The sequence below is a fragment of the Undibacterium sp. TC4M20W genome (assembly GCF_049340245.1).
Taxonomy (GTDB): Bacteria; Pseudomonadota; Gammaproteobacteria; order Burkholderiales; family Burkholderiaceae_D; genus Undibacterium.
Map to the genome: position 1 here is coordinate 1 of NZ_JBMPPI010000020.1, position 21,605 is coordinate 21,605.

The 21,605-nt window shown below is 49.6% G+C and carries 15 protein-coding genes, 1 rRNA gene and 1 riboswitch; of the genes, 13 read left to right on the forward strand and 3 right to left on the reverse strand.

The genetic code is table 11. The features are described from left to right. The 7 genes from rrf to ACO0LL_RS20705 all read left to right on the forward strand — a co-directional run. Window positions 1–108: ribosomal RNA gene (rrf, locus tag ACO0LL_RS20675) — 5S ribosomal RNA — on the forward strand; the annotation flags it as partial. An 838-nt stretch (window positions 109–946) separates the two neighbouring features. Then, window positions 947–1,558: a GspH/FimT family pseudopilin gene (locus tag ACO0LL_RS20680; protein ID WP_422952707.1), complete on the forward strand. Its 612-nt coding sequence runs from the start codon at window positions 947–949 to the stop codon at window positions 1,556–1,558. Window positions 1,559–1,572: 14 nt separating this feature from the next. After that, the gene (pilV, locus tag ACO0LL_RS20685) at window positions 1,573–2,109 is read left to right on the forward strand and encodes a type IV pilus modification protein PilV (protein WP_422952708.1); all 537 of its coding nucleotides are present in this window, start codon (window positions 1,573–1,575) and stop codon (window positions 2,107–2,109) included. 11 nt (window positions 2,110–2,120) lie between these two features. Beyond that, on the forward strand, window positions 2,121–3,071 hold the full coding sequence (locus ACO0LL_RS20690) for a PilW family protein (protein WP_422952709.1): 951 nt from the start codon (window positions 2,121–2,123) through the stop codon (window positions 3,069–3,071). Next, window positions 3,068–3,643, forward strand: coding sequence for a pilus assembly PilX family protein (locus tag ACO0LL_RS20695; RefSeq protein WP_422952710.1), 576 nt, complete (start codon window positions 3,068–3,070; stop codon window positions 3,641–3,643). The genes ACO0LL_RS20690 and ACO0LL_RS20695 overlap by 4 nt, the downstream gene beginning before the upstream one ends. Window positions 3,644–3,769: 126 nt before the next feature. Continuing rightward, window positions 3,770–7,249 carry a pilus assembly protein gene (locus ACO0LL_RS20700; protein WP_422952711.1) on the forward strand — a complete coding sequence of 1,160 codons (3,480 nt, stop codon included), beginning with the start codon at window positions 3,770–3,772 and terminating at the stop codon, window positions 7,247–7,249. 18 nt (window positions 7,250–7,267) lie between these two features. Continuing rightward, a complete protein-coding gene (locus ACO0LL_RS20705) occupies window positions 7,268–7,717 on the forward strand; it encodes a type IV pilin protein (protein ID WP_422952712.1) in 450 nt (149 codons plus the stop codon). Window positions 7,718–7,734: 17 nt separating this feature from the next. On the opposite strand, the gene nrdR is transcribed toward ACO0LL_RS20705, so the two are convergent. Both nrdR and glyA read right to left on the reverse strand, forming a co-directional pair. Then, window positions 7,735–8,187 (reverse strand): transcriptional regulator NrdR, encoded by a 453-nt coding sequence (nrdR, locus tag ACO0LL_RS20710; RefSeq protein ID WP_110257305.1) that lies wholly within the window; start codon window positions 8,185–8,187, stop codon window positions 7,735–7,737. Between the two features lie 141 nt (window positions 8,188–8,328). Then, a complete protein-coding gene (gene glyA, locus ACO0LL_RS20715) occupies window positions 8,329–9,579 on the reverse strand; it encodes a serine hydroxymethyltransferase (protein WP_422952713.1) in 1,251 nt (416 codons plus the stop codon). An 89-nt stretch (window positions 9,580–9,668) separates the two neighbouring features. Further along, window positions 9,669–9,805, reverse strand: a riboswitch (ZMP/ZTP riboswitch). 198 nt (window positions 9,806–10,003) lie between these two features. Between glyA and ACO0LL_RS20720 the strand changes: the two genes are divergently transcribed. The 6 genes from ACO0LL_RS20720 (at window position 10,004) to ACO0LL_RS20745 (ending at window position 18,603) form a co-directional block, all read left to right on the forward strand. Next, complete coding sequence (locus ACO0LL_RS20720; protein ID WP_422952714.1) at window positions 10,004–10,756, forward strand: SDR family NAD(P)-dependent oxidoreductase; 753 nt, start codon at window positions 10,004–10,006, stop codon at window positions 10,754–10,756. Window positions 10,757–10,885: 129 nt separating this feature from the next. Continuing rightward, a complete protein-coding gene (gene ybgC, locus ACO0LL_RS20725; RefSeq protein ID WP_422952715.1) occupies window positions 10,886–11,296 on the forward strand; it encodes a tol-pal system-associated acyl-CoA thioesterase in 411 nt (136 codons plus the stop codon). Window positions 11,297–11,355: 59 nt separating this feature from the next. Then, window positions 11,356–12,051 (forward strand): protein TolQ, encoded by a 696-nt coding sequence (tolQ, locus tag ACO0LL_RS20730; protein WP_162040380.1) that lies wholly within the window; start codon window positions 11,356–11,358, stop codon window positions 12,049–12,051. 16 nt (window positions 12,052–12,067) lie between these two features. Continuing rightward, window positions 12,068–12,511 (forward strand): ExbD/TolR family protein, encoded by a 444-nt coding sequence (locus ACO0LL_RS20735; protein ID WP_110257282.1) that lies wholly within the window; start codon window positions 12,068–12,070, stop codon window positions 12,509–12,511. A gap of 16 nt (window positions 12,512–12,527) precedes the next feature. Further along, window positions 12,528–14,417: an autotransporter assembly complex protein TamA gene (locus ACO0LL_RS20740; RefSeq protein WP_422952716.1), complete on the forward strand. Its 1,890-nt coding sequence runs from the start codon at window positions 12,528–12,530 to the stop codon at window positions 14,415–14,417. A 115-nt stretch (window positions 14,418–14,532) separates the two neighbouring features. Next, window positions 14,533–18,603, forward strand: coding sequence for a translocation/assembly module TamB domain-containing protein (locus ACO0LL_RS20745; protein ID WP_422952717.1), 4,071 nt, complete (start codon window positions 14,533–14,535; stop codon window positions 18,601–18,603). Between the two features lie 122 nt (window positions 18,604–18,725). Here ACO0LL_RS20745 and ACO0LL_RS20750 read toward each other — a convergent pair whose 3' ends face one another. Then, a complete protein-coding gene (locus ACO0LL_RS20750; protein WP_422952718.1) occupies window positions 18,726–21,602 on the reverse strand; it encodes a M16 family metallopeptidase in 2,877 nt (958 codons plus the stop codon). Between the last annotated feature and the right edge of the window lie 3 nt (window positions 21,603–21,605).

The window sequence follows — 21,605 nt, forward strand, 5'->3', positions numbered from 1 at the left end:
TGACCATAGCTAATCGGTACCACCCCTTCCCATCCCGAACAGGACCGTGAAACGATTACGCGCCAATGATAGTGCTGCAACCAGTGTGAAAGTAGGTTATCGTCAGGCTTTTATTCCGCATACCCCCACTCATTTAATTGAGTGGGGGTTTTGCTTTTGTGCGAACGGAAAACACAAAAACTAAACAGAAATACAAACGAAAATAACAACAATAAATCGTCACATCCTTTCTGTTTTTACTCTGTTGTCTGAGTTTCTTCTCTGTTTCCGGGCTGCACCGCTTGCTCACCGCAGTAGGGTGCGCCGTGCGCACCACCGTCTGATCACTTTACTCTCTCTCTTGATTACCTGCACGGCTCACCAGCGAACGACACTGGGCTCCAGCCTGCGCTGGAGCGACGATTGTGAAGCTGACTCTCTTGCAATCTGGACGACTACTGCCTGGCATCGACAGTATTGTCGGCAAATTTGCTGTTCAAGTCTTTGCGTTAGATGCGTGTATCGTCGTTCTCATGATTGTTTTAACTGAATTCTTTGAACATCAATATCCATCTTGAGATGTCAACCTCTAAATTGTCGTTCCCGCACAGGTAGGAGGCGACCGGGCTGGCGTTCCAGCGGCATTCGTTGAACAAGTACGTTCTCTGCCACCTGAATGGCTGGGTGTTCGCTTTTGAGAATAGCATTCGCAAATGCCAGCTCTGAAAAGAATTCATGCCATTTTTATATCTTGATGGGTTTGTTTCAGCGTGAGAAGCACCGCCAATCGGTGCGTTGGGACTGTTGATGGGGTCACTGACGACACAAGTTAAAGCTCAAAAAGCGAACTCGCATGGTATAAACTGATGCCTCCCGTACTACGGATACGATTTTCAATATCCATTCATCAGTTTAAGCATACCGTTAATCGACTAGCTTTTGATTCCGGGATGCAATTACGCATATCATGTCTGAAACTAAGGTGACAATAATGACCAACCAACATCAAATCCGATCTGAGCGGCAAAGCGGCTACACAATCATTGAAGTGATGATTGTTGTTGCCATTCTCGGAATTATTTCAGTATTTGCTGTACCCCAGTTCAGGAATATGCTCAGTGGTGGCCGTGTGCGGACTACGACAGATTCACTGTTGCATGATTTGCTCCTGGTAAAGGCTATTGCACGGGAGCGAGGCGGTGGTGTAGTGATTTGCAAAAGTGATAACCCGGAAGCTACGACACCGGCATGTTCTAACGTTGTCAGTAACGCATCGAGCAATACTGGCTGGGCAGGTGGCTGGATTGCATTCAAGGATGCAAATAGCGATGGGCAATTTAATCCCGGTGATGACTTGTTGTTCGTTCAGCCCGCGACTATGCGTACTTTCAACGAAGGCTCCGTAGTTCCAACTCCGAATAATACAGTGGCGTTGACTTTCAATGCGACAGGGCAAAACATGGGGGGGGCAGTGCAATTTTACGTGAAAGGTAATGACCCTGATACAACCCGTGACCGTTATGTATGCGTCGGCATTGGGGGGCGGATACTGGTTTCCAAAACTGCTGCCTGTAATTGAGAATTGAGAGCGCCATGAAACAACATATATTGAACAAGCAAGCCGGTGCGTCGATGGTGGAGATTGTTGTGACGATCATTATCATTGCAATTGGTTTGCTGGGCGTCGCCAGTTTGCAGGCAAACACGATGCGGTACTTGAAAGTTGCCAATCAACGTACCGAAGCTACTCAGGCCGCATATGATTTGAGTGAGCGCATGCGTGCAAATGGTCAGGGTGTCAAAGATCCTATCTCCGGCGCAGCATCATACACTTACACGACAGCCTATGCGACGACGGTTGCAAGCTTGCCTCCCGTTCCGACTTGCGGCGGCCCCCGTTGCACTCCTGCCGAGGTTGCGGGTATCGACATCAACGACTGGCTAAGGGGGCTGTCAAATCGCCTGACTGATGGTGCTGGGTATATCGTGCCTGTAGCGCCGACAGGGTACGATGTTATCGTCATGTGGAAAGAAGCTAACCTGACTATTGTTGACCCAGCATGCCCTACGGCTACCGCTCCGGCTCCTGGTGTAGGTGTGCGTTGTTTCACTGTCAGGTTTTCGCCATAACTGAGGTAAATATGAAAATGACGAATTTACGCTATCAGCAAGGCCGGACTCTGGTGGAGTTGATGATCTCCCTTGCAATTGGTTTAATTATCATGCTGGCTGTCAGTACTTTGTATGTAACTAATACACAGACGTACAGGGTAACTGATGACAAAGCGCTCATGGAAGAAGATGGCCGTCTGGCTTTGGCTACTATGGCATTCAATTTAAGAATGGCTGGATATGGGCAATTAATAAATGGTGCGCCTTCTACGGGGGCGGGTGGTGGTTTGAGTAATTACACGGGGGCTGGCCAGGCGATCGAAGGGTGTACAGGTGGCTTCAATTCTGCTACTGCCGTTCCTGCCGTGTGCGCGGGTGGTAGCAACCCCGACTCATTTCTGATCCGGTATGTGATTGATGGCCTCAATTCAAATTCCAGCGGTGGTGTTCCGGCAGATTGTTTGGGGCAGGCAGTTACAACAGTGCCTGCTATTGTTGAAAATCGCTTTTATGTTGAGCTAAATCCTGTAACTGGACGCAGAGAACTCTTTTGTGCAGGGAATGGTGGTACGGCGCCGGGGGCAACCAATTTTTCACCTGGACAACCTATTGCAGATAATGTTGTTGATATGAAAGTAACTTATGGCTACGATCAAGATGACAATCAATCTGTTGATGGCTTTTATACTGCGGCGCAGTTGACAGATTCGGCAACGACTGTTCCCTTGCCAGCCTATCAAATTAGGGATCGAGATATGATCCCCGATGAAACCTGGGCACTTATGGCGAACCGCTTTTTTAAAGTACTTTCTGCGAGGGTTTGTATAGTGATGCGATCTGCTAACGATAACATTACGCCAACAGCACAAAAATATCGTGACTGTAGCGGCAATCTTGTCACGGCAACTGACAAAAGATTATATGCAGCTTTTTCTAGTGTCATTTCTTTGCGTGGCCGTACGAATGGGAGAACTTTATGATAAGAAATTATTCATCGCAACGTGGATTTGTGATGCTTACTTCCATGATTTTTCTCCTGGTCCTGACGATGCTGGCGATCACTGCGGTGAGACGTGCTACTCAGGAAGAGCGATTTGCGCGCAGTATCAGGGAGCAAAATCTTGCATTTCAAGCTGCAGAAACTGCTTTGCGATATTGTCAGAAAGATTTTGAGTTAACCAATAAAGGTGGTGTGTTGCCAGCTGGCCTGGATAGGACTGTGAATAACATTCCCGTCAATTTATATGTACAGACCAGCATTCTTAACCCTCCCCCAGTACTTTGGGCAACGAAAGCAAACTGGGCGACTAAAGGTTATCGCTTACCGGCAAACACTGTTCCAAATGTGACTAATCAGCCGGAATGCATGATTGAAGAATGGTTCGTACCAATACCTGGAAGTAATGCCTCATTTTCAGGTAATGCATCAAATGAGGGTACCAATGACCTTCGTCATATGATGAACTATGTCATTACTGCCAGAGGGGAGGGTAGTTCAAACCTTTCAGTGATCTGGTTGCAAGTGACTTTATACATTGGGTCCGCAACATGAACTGTGTTTTGTAATGCGCATCCTGTCAATTTACAGTGTGGCGGCTTTGCCAAACATTGATGCATTAGTCCAATGGTATGGCAAATGGCTGCTGGCAGCATAAGAATGAACATTCAGGGGAAGACCATGAAGAAAATAAATAAATCGCTAATTGCTTGCATGATTGGCTCGTTAATAGGGCAATTGATTGCCCCTGGCTTGGCATATGCCACCATATCTAATGCGCCACCATTGGTGAAACCTAATGTACCACCTAACATTTTTTATACGCTGGATGACTCAGGCTCCATGATGTGGGAAATGATGCCTGACGATATTCCCAGAACCGGTAACGGTGATGTTACAGGAACAGGTTACGATGATTATTGCGGAGGATGCTGGGTCACTAACGTATTTCCTAAGCCGACTAATTTATATAATGTTGGCGGGGCAGGTGATTATGGTATTCAGAACTCGATTGTTGTTGGGTTTAACAACAATATTACAGTGGCACGCTGGCGTTCTTCCGACGTGAACAAGGCTTACTACGATCCCAAGGTTTTATATCAGCCTTGGGCTGATCCTAATGGTGGCTTGATGGCACCTGCCAATCCTTTGGCTGCGCTATATAATCCAGTAGCTCCAAGTGGCGGCACAAATACCAATACGATTAATTTATCAATTAATCAGACTTTTCCCGCTGGCGTCTATGGCTGGTTGAATGATGCTGCAACCGCTTACGACACCAATTCCAGAACAATATTTCCCGCACTTTACTATGTGTATAAAGGTACGAGTGGATGTAATCTTTCTACGCTAACCTGTTTCGATCGCTATGAAATCAAAGCCGGGACAACTTTCCCTGCTAAAGCGCCAGCCCGTACCGACTGTGCTCTCAGTGCATGTACAGTAACGGAAGAGCTACAAAACTTTGCCAACTGGTTTCAATATCATCGTTCTCGTATTCTGACTGCACGCGGTGGTAGTGGACAAGCTTTTTCCAAGCAAAATTCTACGATCAGGGTGGGGTTCGGCACTATTAATACGAATGGTACTGTCATCAACAAAGTCTCAAATGATTTCAGTGCCACCAATAAAACCAATTTCTTGAATACTTTGTACAAACAAAGAATGCCTGCTGCTGGCACTCCATTGCGCAAGGCTGTTGATGAGGTTGGTCAATATTTCAAAGACACATCAATTACTGGTCCATGGCAGACGACTTCAGGTGTCGGTTTGACCTCAACGCAATTAACTTGCCGCCAAAATTATAATATTTTAATGACTGATGGTTATTGGAACGGTACGGCAGCAGGTGCCGGACGCAATGGTAACTATGATGGTGCCAATGGCCCAACAATGACCCGGCCAGATGGATCAACTTATCAATACACACCCGCTAAGCCGTACACCGATACTTTTAGCAATACGCTGGCAGATATAGCCTTTTATTATTGGGCAAATGATTTGCGTCCGGATTGGACCGCAGCTAAGAAAAATGTACCGACCACAGGTGCTGATCCTGCTTTTTGGCAACATCTGACACAGTTCACAGTGGGTTTGGGTGTCAAAGGAACGCTGGATCCAACCACTGATTTGCCCGCCTTGACGAGTGGTGCCAAAGTCTGGCCAGATGGTTCGACCAATCAGATTGACGATTTGTGGCATGCCGCTGTTAATTCCCGTGGTAAGTACTTTAGTGCATCCAATCCTACGGAGTTTGCAGCAGCACTTGATTCTTCTCTGAATACGATAGCAGAGCGTGTCGGCGATGCTGCGGCTGTTGGCACATCCAGCAATACGGTACGTGCAGGTAGTAGTATCTTTACTTCTACTTACCGCACGTCTGACTGGTCAGGTCAATTGGTACAAAGATTATTGGATGACAACGGCGTCATTACAGGGAATGGCTGGACTGCAACGGTACCTGATTTTTCACCTAGACAAAATAGAGTATTTACTTATGTTGATCCTGTGATTAAGGGCAAGGTCTTTAATTACACTAATCTTGCACTTGCAGATCAGGCCTATTTTGATGCGGAAGCTAGTACCTATCCTGCAACTACCGTCACTGGAGCTAATATAGTCAATTACATTATTGGGGGGCCGGATTTGAGCCGTCTTCGCCCACGTACTGTGCCATTTGGTGATTTTGTGAACTCGGCTCCTCAATACGTCAAAGAAGGTGACGACAGTGGGTATAGCTATTTGCCAGCAGGCACGGATGGCAAAACTAGTTACGGCGGATATCTGCTGACTAAATATAATCGCACACCTATGGTATACATAGGCTCGAACGATGGTATGTTGCATGCCATTAACAGTACTACAGGTGTCGAGGAGTTTGCTTATGTCCCAAAAGCTGTCATGAGTAATTTACCTCTTCTCTCACGCACTACCTATGGTCACAGATTCTTTGTCGATGGTACGCCTGCAGTAGGGGACTATTACGACAATGGTTGGAAGACGGCTTTGGTTGGCACTACTGGTGCAGGTGGCAGGGCTGTTTTCGCCATGGATGTTACTGTGCCGACACTTCCTACATTCGGGCCAGGCAAGATTCTTTGGGAAATTAATTCCACAACGCAACCAGAGTTGGGATATACCATTGGTACTCCACAAATTGGCCGTATGCCAAATGGCGACTGGGTCGCTATCCTGGGGAATGGCTATGAGAGTTTTTCAAAGCGCGCGCAGCTGTTCATCATTCGACTGACCGATGGTGCAGTTACCAAAATAGATACTGGTGTAGGTAGTGGAACTACGCCTAATGGACTTGCCACACCAAAATTAATCGTTGGCTCTGACGCAACTATTAAAGCTATCTTTGCTGGCGATCTGCAAGGTAATTTGTGGAAGTTTGATGTAAAAAACTCAGGTACTACAGTGGCATTTTCAGGAACACCTTTATTTCAGGCAAAAATTGGCGGCGTTCCACAGCCAATTACAGTCCAGCCTGATATGATTCCACATAGTAAAGGCGGGATGATGCTGCTGTTTGGAACAGGAAAAATTTACGAAACTGAAGATGCTTTGAATACTGACGTTCAATCTTTGTATGGCGTGTGGGATCAAACTGGTGTAGCTAGTGTCAGTTCTCCAACCTCCATATCAGGTAGTCAGTCTGCCCTGCAAAAACGAACCTTGAGTTGGGCGGGTTCCAGTGCTTACACGGTCAGTAATGAAACGATTGACTGGGCAAGTAAACGTGGCTGGTACATGGATATGAACTTGAGTACAGGTGAACGTCTGACCATAGATCCGCAAATATTCTTTGATGAGATAGTTTTTACCAGTATTATTCCGGCCAGTGCTGTAGATACTTGTTCTTCAGACGGTAAATCAACAACATTTATTTTGAATGCCATGAACGGTAATGTTTTCCCTTACCCTACGTTTGATACGAACGGCGATAATAAAGTGACTTCTGCAGATGCTATTATTGCAGGTAAGCAGGGTGGTCTGACCTTCGGATCTACGTTGCTGAAAAATGGTCCTTCGGCAATTATTTATCAACCGGTATCGTCTGGTGCGGGTTTATCCGGTAATGGAATAAATCCCACATCTATTGCCCCAAGTTACAACCCTACCAGACGTATCTGGAAACAGATATTGCGTACTGATTAATATCATAGAGGTGCTCAAGTGCTAATTAAGAAATCTGAAGCAGGCTTTACTCTGATAGAGATATTGATTGTGGTCGTTATTTTGGGGATATTGGCTGCAATCTCTATCCCCGCATATACCGATAATGTCAGGCGTAGCCGACGTGCGGATGCGCGTTCTGTTCTAACGCAAAACGTGCAATTCATGCAGAGCTTCATGACTGCGAATGATAAATATAATGTGATGCGTGATGGTACTGCGGTTGCATTACCCATGCTGGTCAGCCCGGTCGGTGCTACTGGCAGTAATGTTGACTATGACATCAGTTTTACGATAGCACCAACTGCGACTACTTTTAGCGTTCGTGCAGTACCGCGGGCTGGTGGCAGGATGGCCACAGATGGCTGTGGCACTTATGCGATCAATGAAAGTGGTGCAAGATCGAACGTGGGCAATACTTTATCTGTCGATACCTGCTGGACCAAGTAATAGAACCGGGAGGAGCTTTAACTCTTCCTGACTTCTTGTATAGCCTCGGCAAACTCGGATACATCTTCAAAGCTTTTATAGACAGAAGCGAAGCGGATGTAGGCGATTTTATCGAGGCGTTTCAATTCGCGCATGACCAGTTCACCCAAGTGGCCGGACATGACCTCGCGCTCTCCGCTGGACAATAATTTTTCTTCTATTCTCTGTATGGCTGTCTCGACCGCTTCGGCTGATACCGGGCGCTTGCGCAGGGCCAGCATCAGGCTGGCGCGCAGCTTTGCGGTCTCGTATTCTGTGCGGCTGCCGTTTTTCTTGACGATCACAGGCATCACCAGTTCTATACGCTCGTAGGTGGTAAAACGTTTGTCACAGTCGGCACAGCGGCGGCGGCGGCGTATGACATTGCCTTCTTCTGAAACGCGGGTGTCGATGACCTGGGTATCATCGTTGTGGCAAAAAGGGCATTTCATGACGTATAGTGCTCCAATGGTTTTTATAATTGATTTTATAATTCGATGATACAAAAAAGCCACTCAAGCGAGTGGCTTTTTATTGTGCTGCCTGATACTTAAGCCTTGCTTTGCTTGAATCTCTTAAGCTTGATGAATCTATTACGCTTGATAAACCGGGAATGCATCTGTCAATTGTTTGACTTCAGCTTTCACGCGTTCTATCGTTGCTGCATCATGTGGATTATCGAGCACGTCCGCAATCAGGTTACCCACTTTAACTGCTTGTTCTTCCTTGAAGCCACGGGTAGTGAAAGCCGGGCTGCCGAGGCGAATGCCAGAAGTGATCATCGGTTTTTGTGGGTCGTTCGGGATGCCGTTCTTGTTGCAAGTCATGTGGGCAGAACCCAGGATGGCTTCGGCTTCTTTACCTGTCAGGTTTTTAGGACGCAAATCCACCAGCATGACGTGGGATTCTGTACGGCCAGAAACGATACGCAGGCCGCGCGCAGTCAAGGTATCTGCCAGCGCAGCAGCGTTCTTGACGACTTGTTCCTGGTAAGCCTTGAATTCTGGTGTCAGTGCCTCTTTGAAAGCAACTGCCTTACCAGCGATAACATGCATCAACGGGCCACCTTGCAGACCAGGGAAAATCGCAGAATTGATCTTCTTGGCGATAGCTTCATCATTCGTCAAAATGATACCGCCACGTGGACCGCGCAAGCTCTTGTGGGTAGTGGAAGTGACCACGTCAGCGAAAGGCACAGGATTAGGATACACGCCAGCTGCGATTAGGCCAGCATAGTGAGCCATATCGACCATGAAGTAAGCGCCGATTTCTTTGGCGATTTTAGAGAAACGCTCAAAATCGATGCGCAAGGCGAATGCGGAAGCACCGGCGATGATCAGTTTAGGCTTGGTTTCACGTGCCAGTTTTTCCATGGCATCGTAGTCGATATCTTCTTGCTCATTGAGGCCATAAGAGACCACATTGAACCATTTGCCAGACATATTCAAAGGCATGCCGTGGGTCAGGTGACCACCTTCAGCCAGGCTCATGCCCATGATGGTGTCGCCTGGGTTCAGCAAGGCAAAAAACACACCTTGGTTGGCTTGTGAGCCTGAATTAGGCTGTACATTGGCGAAATTGGCATTGAACAACTGCTTCAGACGGTCAATCGCCAGTTGCTCGACCACATCCACATGCTCGCAACCACCGTAGTAGCGCTTGCCTGGATAACCTTCAGCATATTTGTTGGTCAACTGGGAGCCCTGGGCTTCCATGACGGCTGGGGAGCAATAGTTTTCAGAGGCGATCAACTCGATATGCTCTTGTTGACGGACGTTTTCTTTTTGTATCGTAGCAAACAGTTCTGGATCTACGTTGGCGAGAGTATGATTTTTTGCAAACATGGCGGTTCCTGATTATTCCTGTTAATAAACAATGATTGTTGTTAATGAGGTGTCTGAAACGGATAGGGGCAGCCTCATTGCTTTTACCATCAGGCTACCCAGGCGCACGGCTGGAGTCAGATAGACTCCGAAATCTCACGCTTCCCGATGGATCTCCATCTTGGGCCAGAATGCTTGCCCGTCTAACAGGGCAGATATGGCCACTTCGCCAGTCACGTGAGATGAAATGGTGCAAGGATTTTACGTGATGGCGTTTGAATGGGCAAGTGCCAGCAGTGGTATAGCAAAAATTAATTTTCACACAAGTATTGCCCTGAAATTTTTAGCTTCCCGATATTGGATGGCAAAACCACTTAAAATAGTATGCTTCAGAGCTGCAAACGTCAGCTAGGCAAATTACCCACAAAAATTGAAGGAATTCAGCATGATCGTCTTGATTACAGGTGCAAGTTCAGGTTTTGGTGAAGAAATGGCGCGCAAATTTGTCCGCGAAGGCCATAAAGTCATTGCTGCAGCACGCCGCACAGACAGGCTGGACGCTTTGCAAGCAGAGCTTGGCGCTGCCTTGTTGCCAGTCACGCTGGATGTCACCAGCAAAGACTCCATCAAGCAGGCTTTGGCTGGTTTAAGTGCCGAATGGAAAAATATTGACGTTCTGGTCAACAATGCTGGCCTGGCCCTGGGTACAGAACCGGCGCATCTGGCCTCCCAGGATGAATGGGATACCATGATAGACACCAATACCAAGGGCTTGGTCACGGTCACCAGAGCCATCCTGCCAGACATGGTGGCGCGTGGCAGTGGCACGGTCATCAATATAGGTTCAGTGGCTGGCGAAACACCTTACCCGGGCGGCAATGTGTATGGCGCGACCAAGGCTTTTGTCGATCAGTTTACCCGCAATTTGCGTGCTGATCTGGTTGGCACAGGCGTGCGAGCTACCAATATTGCTCCTGGCCTTTGCGGCGGCACTGAATTTTCCAATGTGCGCTTCCGAGGCAATGATGATGCGGCAGCCAAGGTCTATGAGGGCACCGTACCGCTGACAGCCATTGATATCGCTGAAACAGCCTACTGGATCGCTACTTTGCCTGCGCATGTGAATATCAATCATATAGAAATGATGCCTACTTGCCAGGGCTATGGGCCACTGGTCATCAAGCGCAATACTGTGTGATTTTCATCAGGTCTCAGGCTTTACTGAGACATTGATTTACTCTGCCTGCTGCCAAATTGATGGCAGCAACCGCTCCTTTGAGTGACAAAGAGTAAATATACGCACTGAATAGCTGGTAAAGTTTATACTATGAAAACAGAATTTGTATGGCCGGTCAGGGTTTACTATGAAGACACTGATGCCGGTGGCATCGTTTTTTATGCGAATTACCTCAAGTTTTTTGAGCGTGCCCGTACCGAGTGGCTCAGGGCTGCAGGCGTCAACCAGCAGCAAATGGCAGATGAGCACGGCCTGATGTTTGTCGTCAAAGCCACCGCAGTCGAGTATCATGCACCCGCAAGGCTGGACGATGAACTAAGACTCACCGTCGTGGTCGAAAAGCTGGGCAGGGCATCTGTGCAGTTTGTGCAAGAGGCCTGGTGTGGCCAGCGCTTACTGGCTTCTGGCAAGATCAAAGTTGGTTGTGTCAGTAAGACTGAAGTCAGACCAGCGGCAATTCCTGCTGACGTGCTGGCACAGATAGACAGAGATGCTGGCTGAGATTATTTTATTTTAGGGCGGCAACATTGCCCGGTGTTTTGTTTTTGAATTGATTCAATATGACTGTTACCCAAGACCTTTCATTTTTAAGTCTGATCACGAATGCCTCTATCCTGGTGCAACTGGTCATGGCACTGCTGCTAGGCGTGTCACTGACGAGCTGGACTTACATCTTCAGTAAAATGTTCGCCATCAAAAAAGCGCGCGGACAAACTGAAGAATTTGAACGCAATTTCTGGTCTGGTGGCAATCTGGTTGATTTGTATGCAGCGGCGACCAATAGCCGCCGTACTGGCCGCGACACCAGCGGTGCGCTCGAACGTATTTTTGAAGCCGGTATGAGCGAATACCACAAAGTAAAGACCGCCAATAAAACCACGCTGGATGCCACCGCCATGCTCGATGGTGCGCGCCGTGCCATGCGTGCGTCTTACCAGCGTGAGATGGATTTGCTGGAGTCACACCTGTCCTTTCTTGCTTCCGTCGGCTCGGTCTCGCCTTACATAGGTTTGTTTGGCACGGTCTGGGGCATCATGAATTCTTTCCGTGGTCTGGCGAATGTGCAGCAGGCGACACTGGCTGCCGTGGCCCCAGGTATTGCAGAAGCGCTCATCGCTACCGCGATAGGCCTGTTTGCCGCGATTCCTGCTGTACTGGCCTACAACCGTTACTCCCACGATATCGATAGACTGGCGATACGCTTTGAAACTTTTATTGAAGAATTTTCCAACATTCTCCAGCGTCAGTCACGCTAAGGCAGAATGAGATAGCATGAGTACCCTGCGTGGCGAACGTAAACGCAAATTCAAGGCAGAGATCAACGTTGTGCCGTATATCGACGTGATGCTGGTGTTGCTGGTGATTTTCATGGTGTGCGCACCAATGACCAATCCCAGCGTCATCAACCTGCCTACTGCCGGGCAATCTACCCAGCCGCCATCTGATTACATAGAAATCACCTTGCGGCCCGATGCAGCTTCCACCATAAGCATCAATAGCAAAGCCGGTAACAATGGCAACAACCGCCAGGAAAGCAAGGAAGAAGCCAAAGACCGCAAGCAACTGATGCAAAAACTGCGTGAGTACCATGACGCCAAGCCAGAGTTGTCTGTGCTGGTGTCTGCCGACAAGGGCATGATTTATGACGAGGTCATACAGGTGATTTCAGAAGCAAAAAAACTGGGTATCAATCGCGTTGGTCTGGCGACCAAGTGAGTTTTTGCAGATGCAGATGCAGATAAGACTGCGCCCCTTACTGATACTATTCTGTGCTGCCGGTTTATGCGGTGCAGGCTTGGTGAGAGCGCAGCAGTCAGGGCAAACCGAAATCTCTTCTGCCCAATCGACTCCAACTGCTGCATCTGCTGCGTCTGCTCCATCTGTGCAAATGCCTGAGACAGACAATGAAGCTGTTTCCACCACCAGCAGTGGCCGTTTGCAACTGGTTGCTGCCAAATCACACTGGGCTGATCTGCTCAGGGAACATATTCCTGAATTTGCCAGCAATGCTGAAGCGCAGAATATTACTCCCGCACTGATCAAGAGATTGCGCCTGGATATCAGCAATATCCTCGCTACTGAAGGCTATTTCTCGCCACAAATCCAGTTTGATAATCCAGATCAGGCTCTTGCGCCAGCCTCCACAAATAAAATCATCCATGTGACTGTGGAGGCAGGCCAGCGCACCATCATAGAAAACGTGTCTGTGAAGGTGCAGGGCCCCATGGCAGACGCGATTGATGCCGGCGACAAAGCCGTTACCAAAAGGCGACGGGCTTTGCAAGAAGACTGGGGCCTCGCAGTCGGCCAGCCATTCCGTGATGCTGACTGGAGTGATTCAAAAAACCAGCTGCTGGAAAGCCTGCGCTCAGATGCCTATGCCTCAGCCAGCATGACATCCAGCGAAGCAAAAATCGACGCTGACCAGCATAGCGGCATCCTGCAAGTAGAAGTCGATAGTGGCCCGGTATTTACCCTGGGTGATTTGCGTGTCACCGGTTTGCAGCGTTACCCCTCCTGGCTCATAGAGCGCTATCAGGCACCCAAAAAAGGCGAGGTCTATTCACGTTCGCGCTTGCTGGATTTTCAGCGCTCCCTGCAAAACTCTGCTTACTTTGCTACTGTTGCAGTAGGCATAGATCCTGATCCAGAAAAAGCCGACGCCGTACCTGTGGATGTGACCGTGGTAGAGCGCCAGGCCCGTGACCTGAGCTTTGGCCTGGGCTACAGCACCAATACCGGTTACCGCAGCGAAGTTGCCTATCGTGACCGCAATATACTTGAGCAGGCCTGGGATTTGCGTAGTGCCGTCAGGCTCGAGCAGCGCAGGCAACTTGGGTATGCCGATATTTACCTGCCACCGCGTGAAAGCAAATTCCTCGATTCTTTTGGTGTACTGGTGGAGCGCGAAAATATCGCCGGCGTGCGTTCCAGCCGCTATGCTCTCGGTATCAAGCGCACCAGCACCCGCGGCCATCTCGAACAACGCCTGGGCCTGAACATCGTCAGGGAAAAAATTTCTCCTGATGGCGAAGCAGAAGAGGTCAACAAGGCACTGGTTGCCAGCATAGGCTGGACCTGGCGTGATGTTGATCAGCCTTTTGATCCACGCAGCGGGCAGATTTTGCAATTTGATCTTGCCGCATCTGAAAAAGCCTTGTTCTCTGACCAGCGCTTTATACGCAGCTACGCCAAATATCAGCGCTGGATACCAGTACGCAAAACAGACACCGTGATCTTGCGAGCAGAGCTAGGTGCAGTTTTTTCCAAAGATGAGCAGGGTATCCCTGAAGATTATCTGTTCCGCACTGGTGGCAGTACTACCGTGCGTGGCTATGGTTATCAAACCCTGGGCATACAACATGTAGGCAGCACACGTGGTGGCCGCGTGCTGGCAACGGCCAGTGCTGAATATGTGCACTGGCTTAATTCTTCCTGGGGCGCTGCCACTTTCCTTGATGTGGGTAATGCCGCTGATAACTTCCGTGAGTTGAATTTAAAGCAGGGCATGGGTGTCGGTGCACGTTACAAGACACCTGCGGGGCCGATTGCACTTGATCTGGCTTATGGTCGCCAGACCAAGAAGGTGCGGCTGGATTTTTCTATCGCGATTGCTTTCTGATATGAGCGAAAACGAAAAAAATCAGCCAGAGAAAAAAGTGCTCGCTAAAAAAAAGCGAAGTCATTTGCACCGCTTGAGCCTGTTCATTCTCAAGTTGTGTTTTCTAATCATTGTTGTGTCCGGCCTCGCCCTGACCTGGATGTACAAAACTGAGAGTGGCACCAGAACTGCGCTGGCATTGATAGAAAATATCAGTCTTGGCAGCCTCAAATTCCGTGGTGTGCAAGGCACTCTGGATGGCGAACTCAAACTCGACGAATTCAGCTTGGTAGCCCAGGATTTGCATATCGATGGCAGCGCCATCTCCTTGCGCTGGCGGCCAGGGTCTTTATGGCGACGTCAGCTGGATATCACCAGTCTGCAATTGAGCGCTTTGACTATCGCCAGCAGATCCAGCAAAAAAGCGGCCAGCGTACCTGTTGATATAGGACTACCCTTTAACCTGAGTGCACCAAAGCTGGCACTGGGGCGCTTGCATATCGCTACCCTGACTGAGGATGGCAAACAGCTGGAAACCCTGAAGCTCAGCGCACTGACTGGCAGTTTTTCTTATCAGGACAATTTATACAAAGCGCAAACCGCATTCAGCAGCCCCTGGGGTAATTTGAAAGGCGAAGCTGCACTTGGCAGCCACAGTCCTTTCAAGCTGGATAGCCGCCTGAGCTTGCAAGGCCAGGTTCAGGAAGACATACCCCCCGTCATTTTGCAAGGTGTGGTTTCTGGCAACCTGCATGATATGCAAATCGCGCTGGAAGCTGCATTGGATAGCGCGGCAGAAAAAAATATCCGCAACCAAAACCTGCAAGGACATGCCAGGGGGCGTATCAATTCATTTGCAGCACCGTATGTACGCGAGCTTGACATTGACGTCCAACATTTCGACCCGTCTGCCTGGCAGGTCAGTGCACCTCATGCAGACTTGCGTGTATTGACGAAGTTGAAACCGATAACAGATGAGAAAAATGTAGAAAAAAATACAGAAAAAAACGCGCAAAAAAATACTGTATTTGGTTTGACTGGCCCTATCAATATTCAGAATAGCCAGGTGGCCAGCATCAATAAACAAGGTTTGCCAGTGCAGTCGCTGAGTACCAAATTATTCTGGCAGGGTCAGCATCTGAGTCTGACAGACCTGGCAGTGCAATTGGCAGGCAAAGGCAAGTTGCAAGGTCAGGCCGACGTCAATTGGCAAGCGGCGCAATTGCAGGCTGACCTGAAACTGAATCTGGCTAATATCGACTTGAACCAGATCGACCAGCGCCTGCATGCCAGTAATATCAAGGGCCAGTTTTCTGCACAGACAGCGAAAGACAAAAGCATCAATCTGCAAGCACAGTTACAAGATGCCCGTGCCAGCCTGAAAGCAGAAGCCAGTTACCATCCTGAGAAGCTGCTCCTCGATTTGAATAAATTTGATCTGCAGGCAGAAAATGCTCACTTGCAGGGCGCAGGTGATATCAGCTTTGCGGGCAAGCAGGCATTCAACATTAAGGCCAGCCTTAAAGATTTTGACCCCGCGCGCTGGGTGGCGACACCAGCAGGCCGTTTGCAGGCAGACTTTAGCGCGCGTGGCCAACTATCGCCGCGCCTTGATGTACAAGTCAATCTGCAGCAATTGCAGGGGCAATATGCAGGCCAGCCTGTGCAGGCCGCGCTGGATGCGCGCTGGCTGCAAGACCAGCAACTGCAAGTCAGGCAACTGGATGCGCACTTTGGTAAAAATACAGTGACAGCACAAGGCAACTGGGGCGGTGCCGACGACAGCTTGAAGTTCAATATTGATGCCCAGGATTTGAGTCACCTGAATCCCTTGCTCAGCAACTGGCAACTGGCATTGGGCGGCAACCTGAAAGCAGATGCGGTATTGCGGGGCCGCTTCAATGAGCCTGCTGGCAGCCTCGACGCGCTGGCACAACAAGTCGTGATCAAGCGTGGCAAGCAGCAATTTACCATTGCCGAGTTAAAGTCCAGCCTGAGCCTGGCCAACGGTGCGAAAGGCCAGTTTGATGGCGAACTCGTGGCCCAGCATCTGGGCGGCGATCTTCCGGCCTTGAGCTCTGCGCCTGATAATCCTGACAAACTCGCGCAAGTCAGTCTCAAATTGCAGGGCAGGCGTGATGCCCATAAGCTGAGCCTGGAAACCATCTTCCCTAACAAGCAGGCACTGAGCCTGGTCGCGAATGGCAGCATGCAGGCCAGCGCAAAAAATGACACTGCCTGGTCATGGAATGGGCAATTGCAGGCCTTGAATTTGAATGGCAATCCTGATCTGCGCTTGCAAAGCTCAGCGCCATTACAGGTGTCGGCACAGTCTGTGCGCCTGGGTAGCCTGTCGCTGCAAAGTGCACTGGGCAAGCTGGAACTGGAAGAACTGGAATGGACACCTGCTGCACTCAAAACCAAAGGGCAAATCAGCGATGTACAAGTACTGGAAATTGCCAGGCTGTTTTACCCGCAAAGTGCAGTCACAGGTAATCTGCGCCTGAATGCACAATGGAAATTGCAATTGACCGAGCAAGCCCAGGGTGAAATCAAATTGCAACGCCAGAGCGGTGATTTGCGCTTCAATGATCCTGAAGGAACTGGTACTTCAGTCGCCCTGGGCATACGTGATGTGCAATTGCAGATGAAACTGGGTGGCCTGGTTGCCGGTAGCGATAGCGAAAATCTCAGTCTTGATCTGCTTGCCGATGGCAGCCGCCTGGGCCAGTGGCAAGCGAAACTCAATTCCCGCTTAAGCAAACAAAACGATGCCTGGACCATACTGGCCAGTGCACCCCTGAGTGGTCAGGTCACGGCAGCCGTACCTGACTTGCAATGGCTGGGGCCTTTTGTCAATCCTGGCCTGGTGCTCAAGGGCAAGCTAAACGCCGATGCGCGCCTGTCTGGCACCATAGGCAAGCCTGGTTATCGTGCCAATCTGGCGGGGCGCGAGATGGAAATCGCTTTTGCTTCTGAAGGTTTGTTATTGCCAAACGGCAGCCTGGATGCGCAGATAGAAGACAAACATCTGAAACTGACGAATCTGCAATTCTCCAACACCGTCGCCAACATGCCGCGTCATGCGCAATTCAGGGATGAGAACTGGATAGGCCGCAAAGGTGAGTTCAAGGCCAGTGGTGATATCGACATGGGCAAGGAGACTGGCAGTATACAGGCACAGTGGACGCAGTTTCCACTGCTGCAGCGCAAGGACAGATGGTTGCTGGTATCTGGTCAGGCGAATATTGTCGAAGCCAATAATATCTGGAGTCTGACAGGCAAAGTGTTGGCTGATGGTGCTTACTTCAGGCTGCCCAAGTTGCCGCCGCCCAGCCTTTCCAGCGATGTCGTTGTCGTACGCAAGACCGACAAGGCGGCTACGGCAGCTACGGCAGCAACTAAAACAGCAGAGGCAGATAGTAATAGAAAAGGTCTCAAGACCCGCATTGATGTCAGCTTCGACATGGGGCCGCGCTTCGTGTTTGTTGGCCGTGGCCTCGATACCGGCCTGGAAGGCAGCCTGCGCCTGCGTTCCAGCGATGGCAGTCCTTTGCAGGCGAACGGGTCAATACGCACCGTCAAGGGCGCGTATGAAGGCTATGGCCAGCAACTGGCGATAGAGCGGGGTATCCTGAACTTCCAGGGGCCACCGGCCAACCCTGGCCTGAATATCCGTGCCTTGCGCAAGGGTTTGCCTGTCGAAGCAGGGGTAGAAGTGGCAGGCACAGTCAGCGCACCGCAAGTCAGGCTGGTGTCAGAACCAGAAGTGCCGGATGCTGAAAAACTCTCATGGCTGGTATTGGGACGCGGCTCAGACCAGCTTGCGAGTGGCGATGCTTCATTGCTGATGTCGGCAGCGACAGCGATATTTGGCGGCGATGGCAGCCGCAATGTGCCGCGTGACATTGTGCAAGGCCTTGGTTTTGATGAGTTTTCGATAGGCTCTTCATCGAATGGTTCTGGCAGCCGCCTGCCAGTGCAGACGATTGCCGGTTCAACCGGTACTACCAATGCCGCAACCGACCAGGTCGTCAGCGTCGGCAAACGTATCTTGCCGGGCCTGGTGTTGTCGGTAGAGCGTGGCTTGTCAGACGCCAGTGGCGGTATCAAGCTGAGCTGGCAACTGACCCGGCGCATCAGCATCACAGGCCGCACTGGGGCTGAGTCTGCGGTGGATGTGAATTACACTTTCTCCTTTAATTAACACTCTATTAAAACCCTTTTAAAGCCCTATTAAAACCCCATAAAAAAAGGGAAGGCAATCTGTCTGGATTGCCTTCCCTTTATCTGTTCTGCGCTCATGCTTGCCGCAGATATTGCACCGGATTATTTCTTTTGTTCAGGATAGAGCACAATCTGCGCATAGTTCTGGAAGTTGAAATAACGCTGCGCTGCCTCCTTGATCTGTGCCGGCGTGATGGCGCGTATGCGTTTATCCACCGACAAGATGGCATCTGCCTCGGTTTTATAATAGACCGCGCCTTGCAGGTGGTTCAGCCAGCTTTCATTGCTGCGCAATTCTTCCTGATGTGCTTTCAGCCAGGATTGTTTGACCTTGTTCAAATCTTCCAGTTGCGGGCCAGACTGCTGTATTTTCTTGATTTCGGCAAACAGGGCAGCAATGACCTTGTCCACATTTTCTGGGCTGCAAGGCAATTCTGCATCTATGCTGTATCTGTTTGATGGAATACGTTCAAAAGAGCCACTCAGGCCACCGCTGTAAATCAGCCCCTGCTTTTCGCGCAGCACATCAATGACCTTCAGATTCAGGATATCCACCATCGCATGAAAGCGTGCATTCTCTTCCCGCGTATAAGTGGATGTGCCATTGAAGCTGAGTACCACAGTACTTTTTTCTTCATTGCCGGCATAGACATCTTTCTTGACGACACCCTGCACAGGATTGATATTTAAATCCTGATACTCAGTCTTGATGTCGGTATTGGGCAAGCTGGCGAGATAGGTGGCGATCAGTGGCCTGATCTTGTCCAGTTCAAAGCTGCCAACAAAAACAAAGTGCAAATCCTTGGCGCTGCCAAAACGGGATTGATAAATTTCCATACTGCGGTCCAGCGAAATCTTGTCAAAATCCTCGACTCTTGCCAGGCGTGGAACACGTGGATTATCTTTGTAGATGGTCGTGGTAATTGCTTCCGAGAAGACTGCTTCAGGGCGTGCCCAGGTGTTTCTTGCCAATTCCTTCTGTGAGCTGATCAGTGACTGGAACATTGCTTCATCCTTGCGCGGGCTGGTCAGACGCAGGTACAGCAACTGCAACATAGTTTCTATATCGTTGGCACCAGATGCACCGCCTATGCTTTCAGAATAATTATCCATGCTGGTGCGGACATTGGCTGATTTTCCCGCCAGGGTTTCCTGTAAATCTTTCTGGCTGAAATTACCCATGCCCATGCCCCAGACCACGGGGTTACTGTAATACACATTAAAATAATCTGCGTCAGAGAACAAAGACATGCCACCTGCACGACGGGCGCTCATCAAGACCTGGTCATTCTTGAAGTCGGTTTTTTTCAAGCTGACTTTAACGCCATTCGATAAAGTCATCTCCACCAGACCCAGCAGTTTGTTTTCTTTTTCAGAAACGATCTTGCCGGGCGTAGGAAGAGTCGTCATCAAGCTGGCGCTGGCGGCTTTTTCTGTGCGCGCCTGCAATGGTTTTTGCTCTGCCGTGGCAGTCATCGCCAGCAAATCTGTTTCGCTTGGTATGGTCTCGCCTGCCTTGTTCGAGCCCACATAAAACGCCAGCCTGATACTGTCATCCGGCGTTGCGTTCCTGGCGAACTGGTTCATCTCTTCCAGTGAAATACCTTCGGCAAATTCCTTGAAATACAGGTACTCATTCTTGATGCCAGGGATAGGTTCATTGGTCAGGAAGTTGCGTATATATTCTGCGGCAAAGGTCGCAGAATTGGATTTGCTGCGCTCATTGAACATGCTTTCATATTCACGCGCTTCGATTTTCTTGGCGCGGTCAAACTCCGCTGCCGTAAAACCAAACTGACGTATGCTGTTTTTCTCTTGCATCAAAGCATCAAGCGCTGGCTGTATGCCTGCCTGTGACAACATCGCTGTCGAGATAAATGAATCATAGCCAGGCACGACTTGTTCACTGCCGGCAGAAGCACCCAGGAAAGGCGGGTTGGCTTGCTCAGTCAATGCGCCCAGGCGGCGGTTCAGCATGGACTTGTAAAAGCCGGCAATAATATCTTGCCGGTAGTCAGCAATGACATCATGCGCAGGCTGCTTTACCAGGGGGTAACGCAGCATCACCATGTTATTGGTGGCCTCTTTATCGGTAATCACCATGGCCTTGGAGGCAGTGTTCTTCGGGATGCTGATTTGTGGCCTGACGCGCGCAGGCACAGGATTTTGTAAGCTTGAAAAATACTTGCGTATCATTTTCTCGGCTTCTGCCGGCTGCACATCACCGATAACAACCACGGCCATCAGGTCTGGCCTGTACCAATCCTTGTAAAAGCGGCGCAGGGCATCATGCTTGAATTGCTTGATGATGTCTTCTTTACCTATGGGCAAACGTTCTGCATATTTGGAACCATTGAATACCTCTGGCAAAAACTGGCGCATCATGCGGTCGCTGGCACCTTTGCCCAAGCGCGCCTCTTCAAGGATAATGCTGCGCTCCTTGTCGATATCGACGTCCTTCATATCTACACCTTGCGCCCAGTCAGCCAATACCTGAAAGCCCGTTTTCAGGTAAGCAGGCTTGTCGGTAGGAATGGGCAGGATGTATACCGTCTCATCAAAACTGGTGTACGCATTCAGGTCAGCACCAAATTTTACGCCTATCGACTGCAGATAAGAAATCAGTTGATGTTTTTTGAAGTGCTTAGAGCCATTGAAGGCCATGTGCTCCGTAAAATGCGCCAGACCCTGTTGATCATCGTCCTCCAGCACCGACCCGGCTTTTACCACCAGGCGCAGTTCCACTTTCTTTTGTGGATTGTCATTCTTCTGGATATAGTAAGTCAGGCCGTTTTCCAGCTTGCCCTTTTTCAGGTCGGGATTAATGGGAAGCGGATCATTCAGCTTGATCTCTGCCAGTGCAGGCAGGCTCAAAGGCAGGCTAAACGCCAGCAACAGCAGGCTGGCTACTGAGCCTTTGCTCAGCCTTTTGGCATAAGTCGGTGAAGTGGAGACTGTGGTATCAATGGTATTCGGCATAAA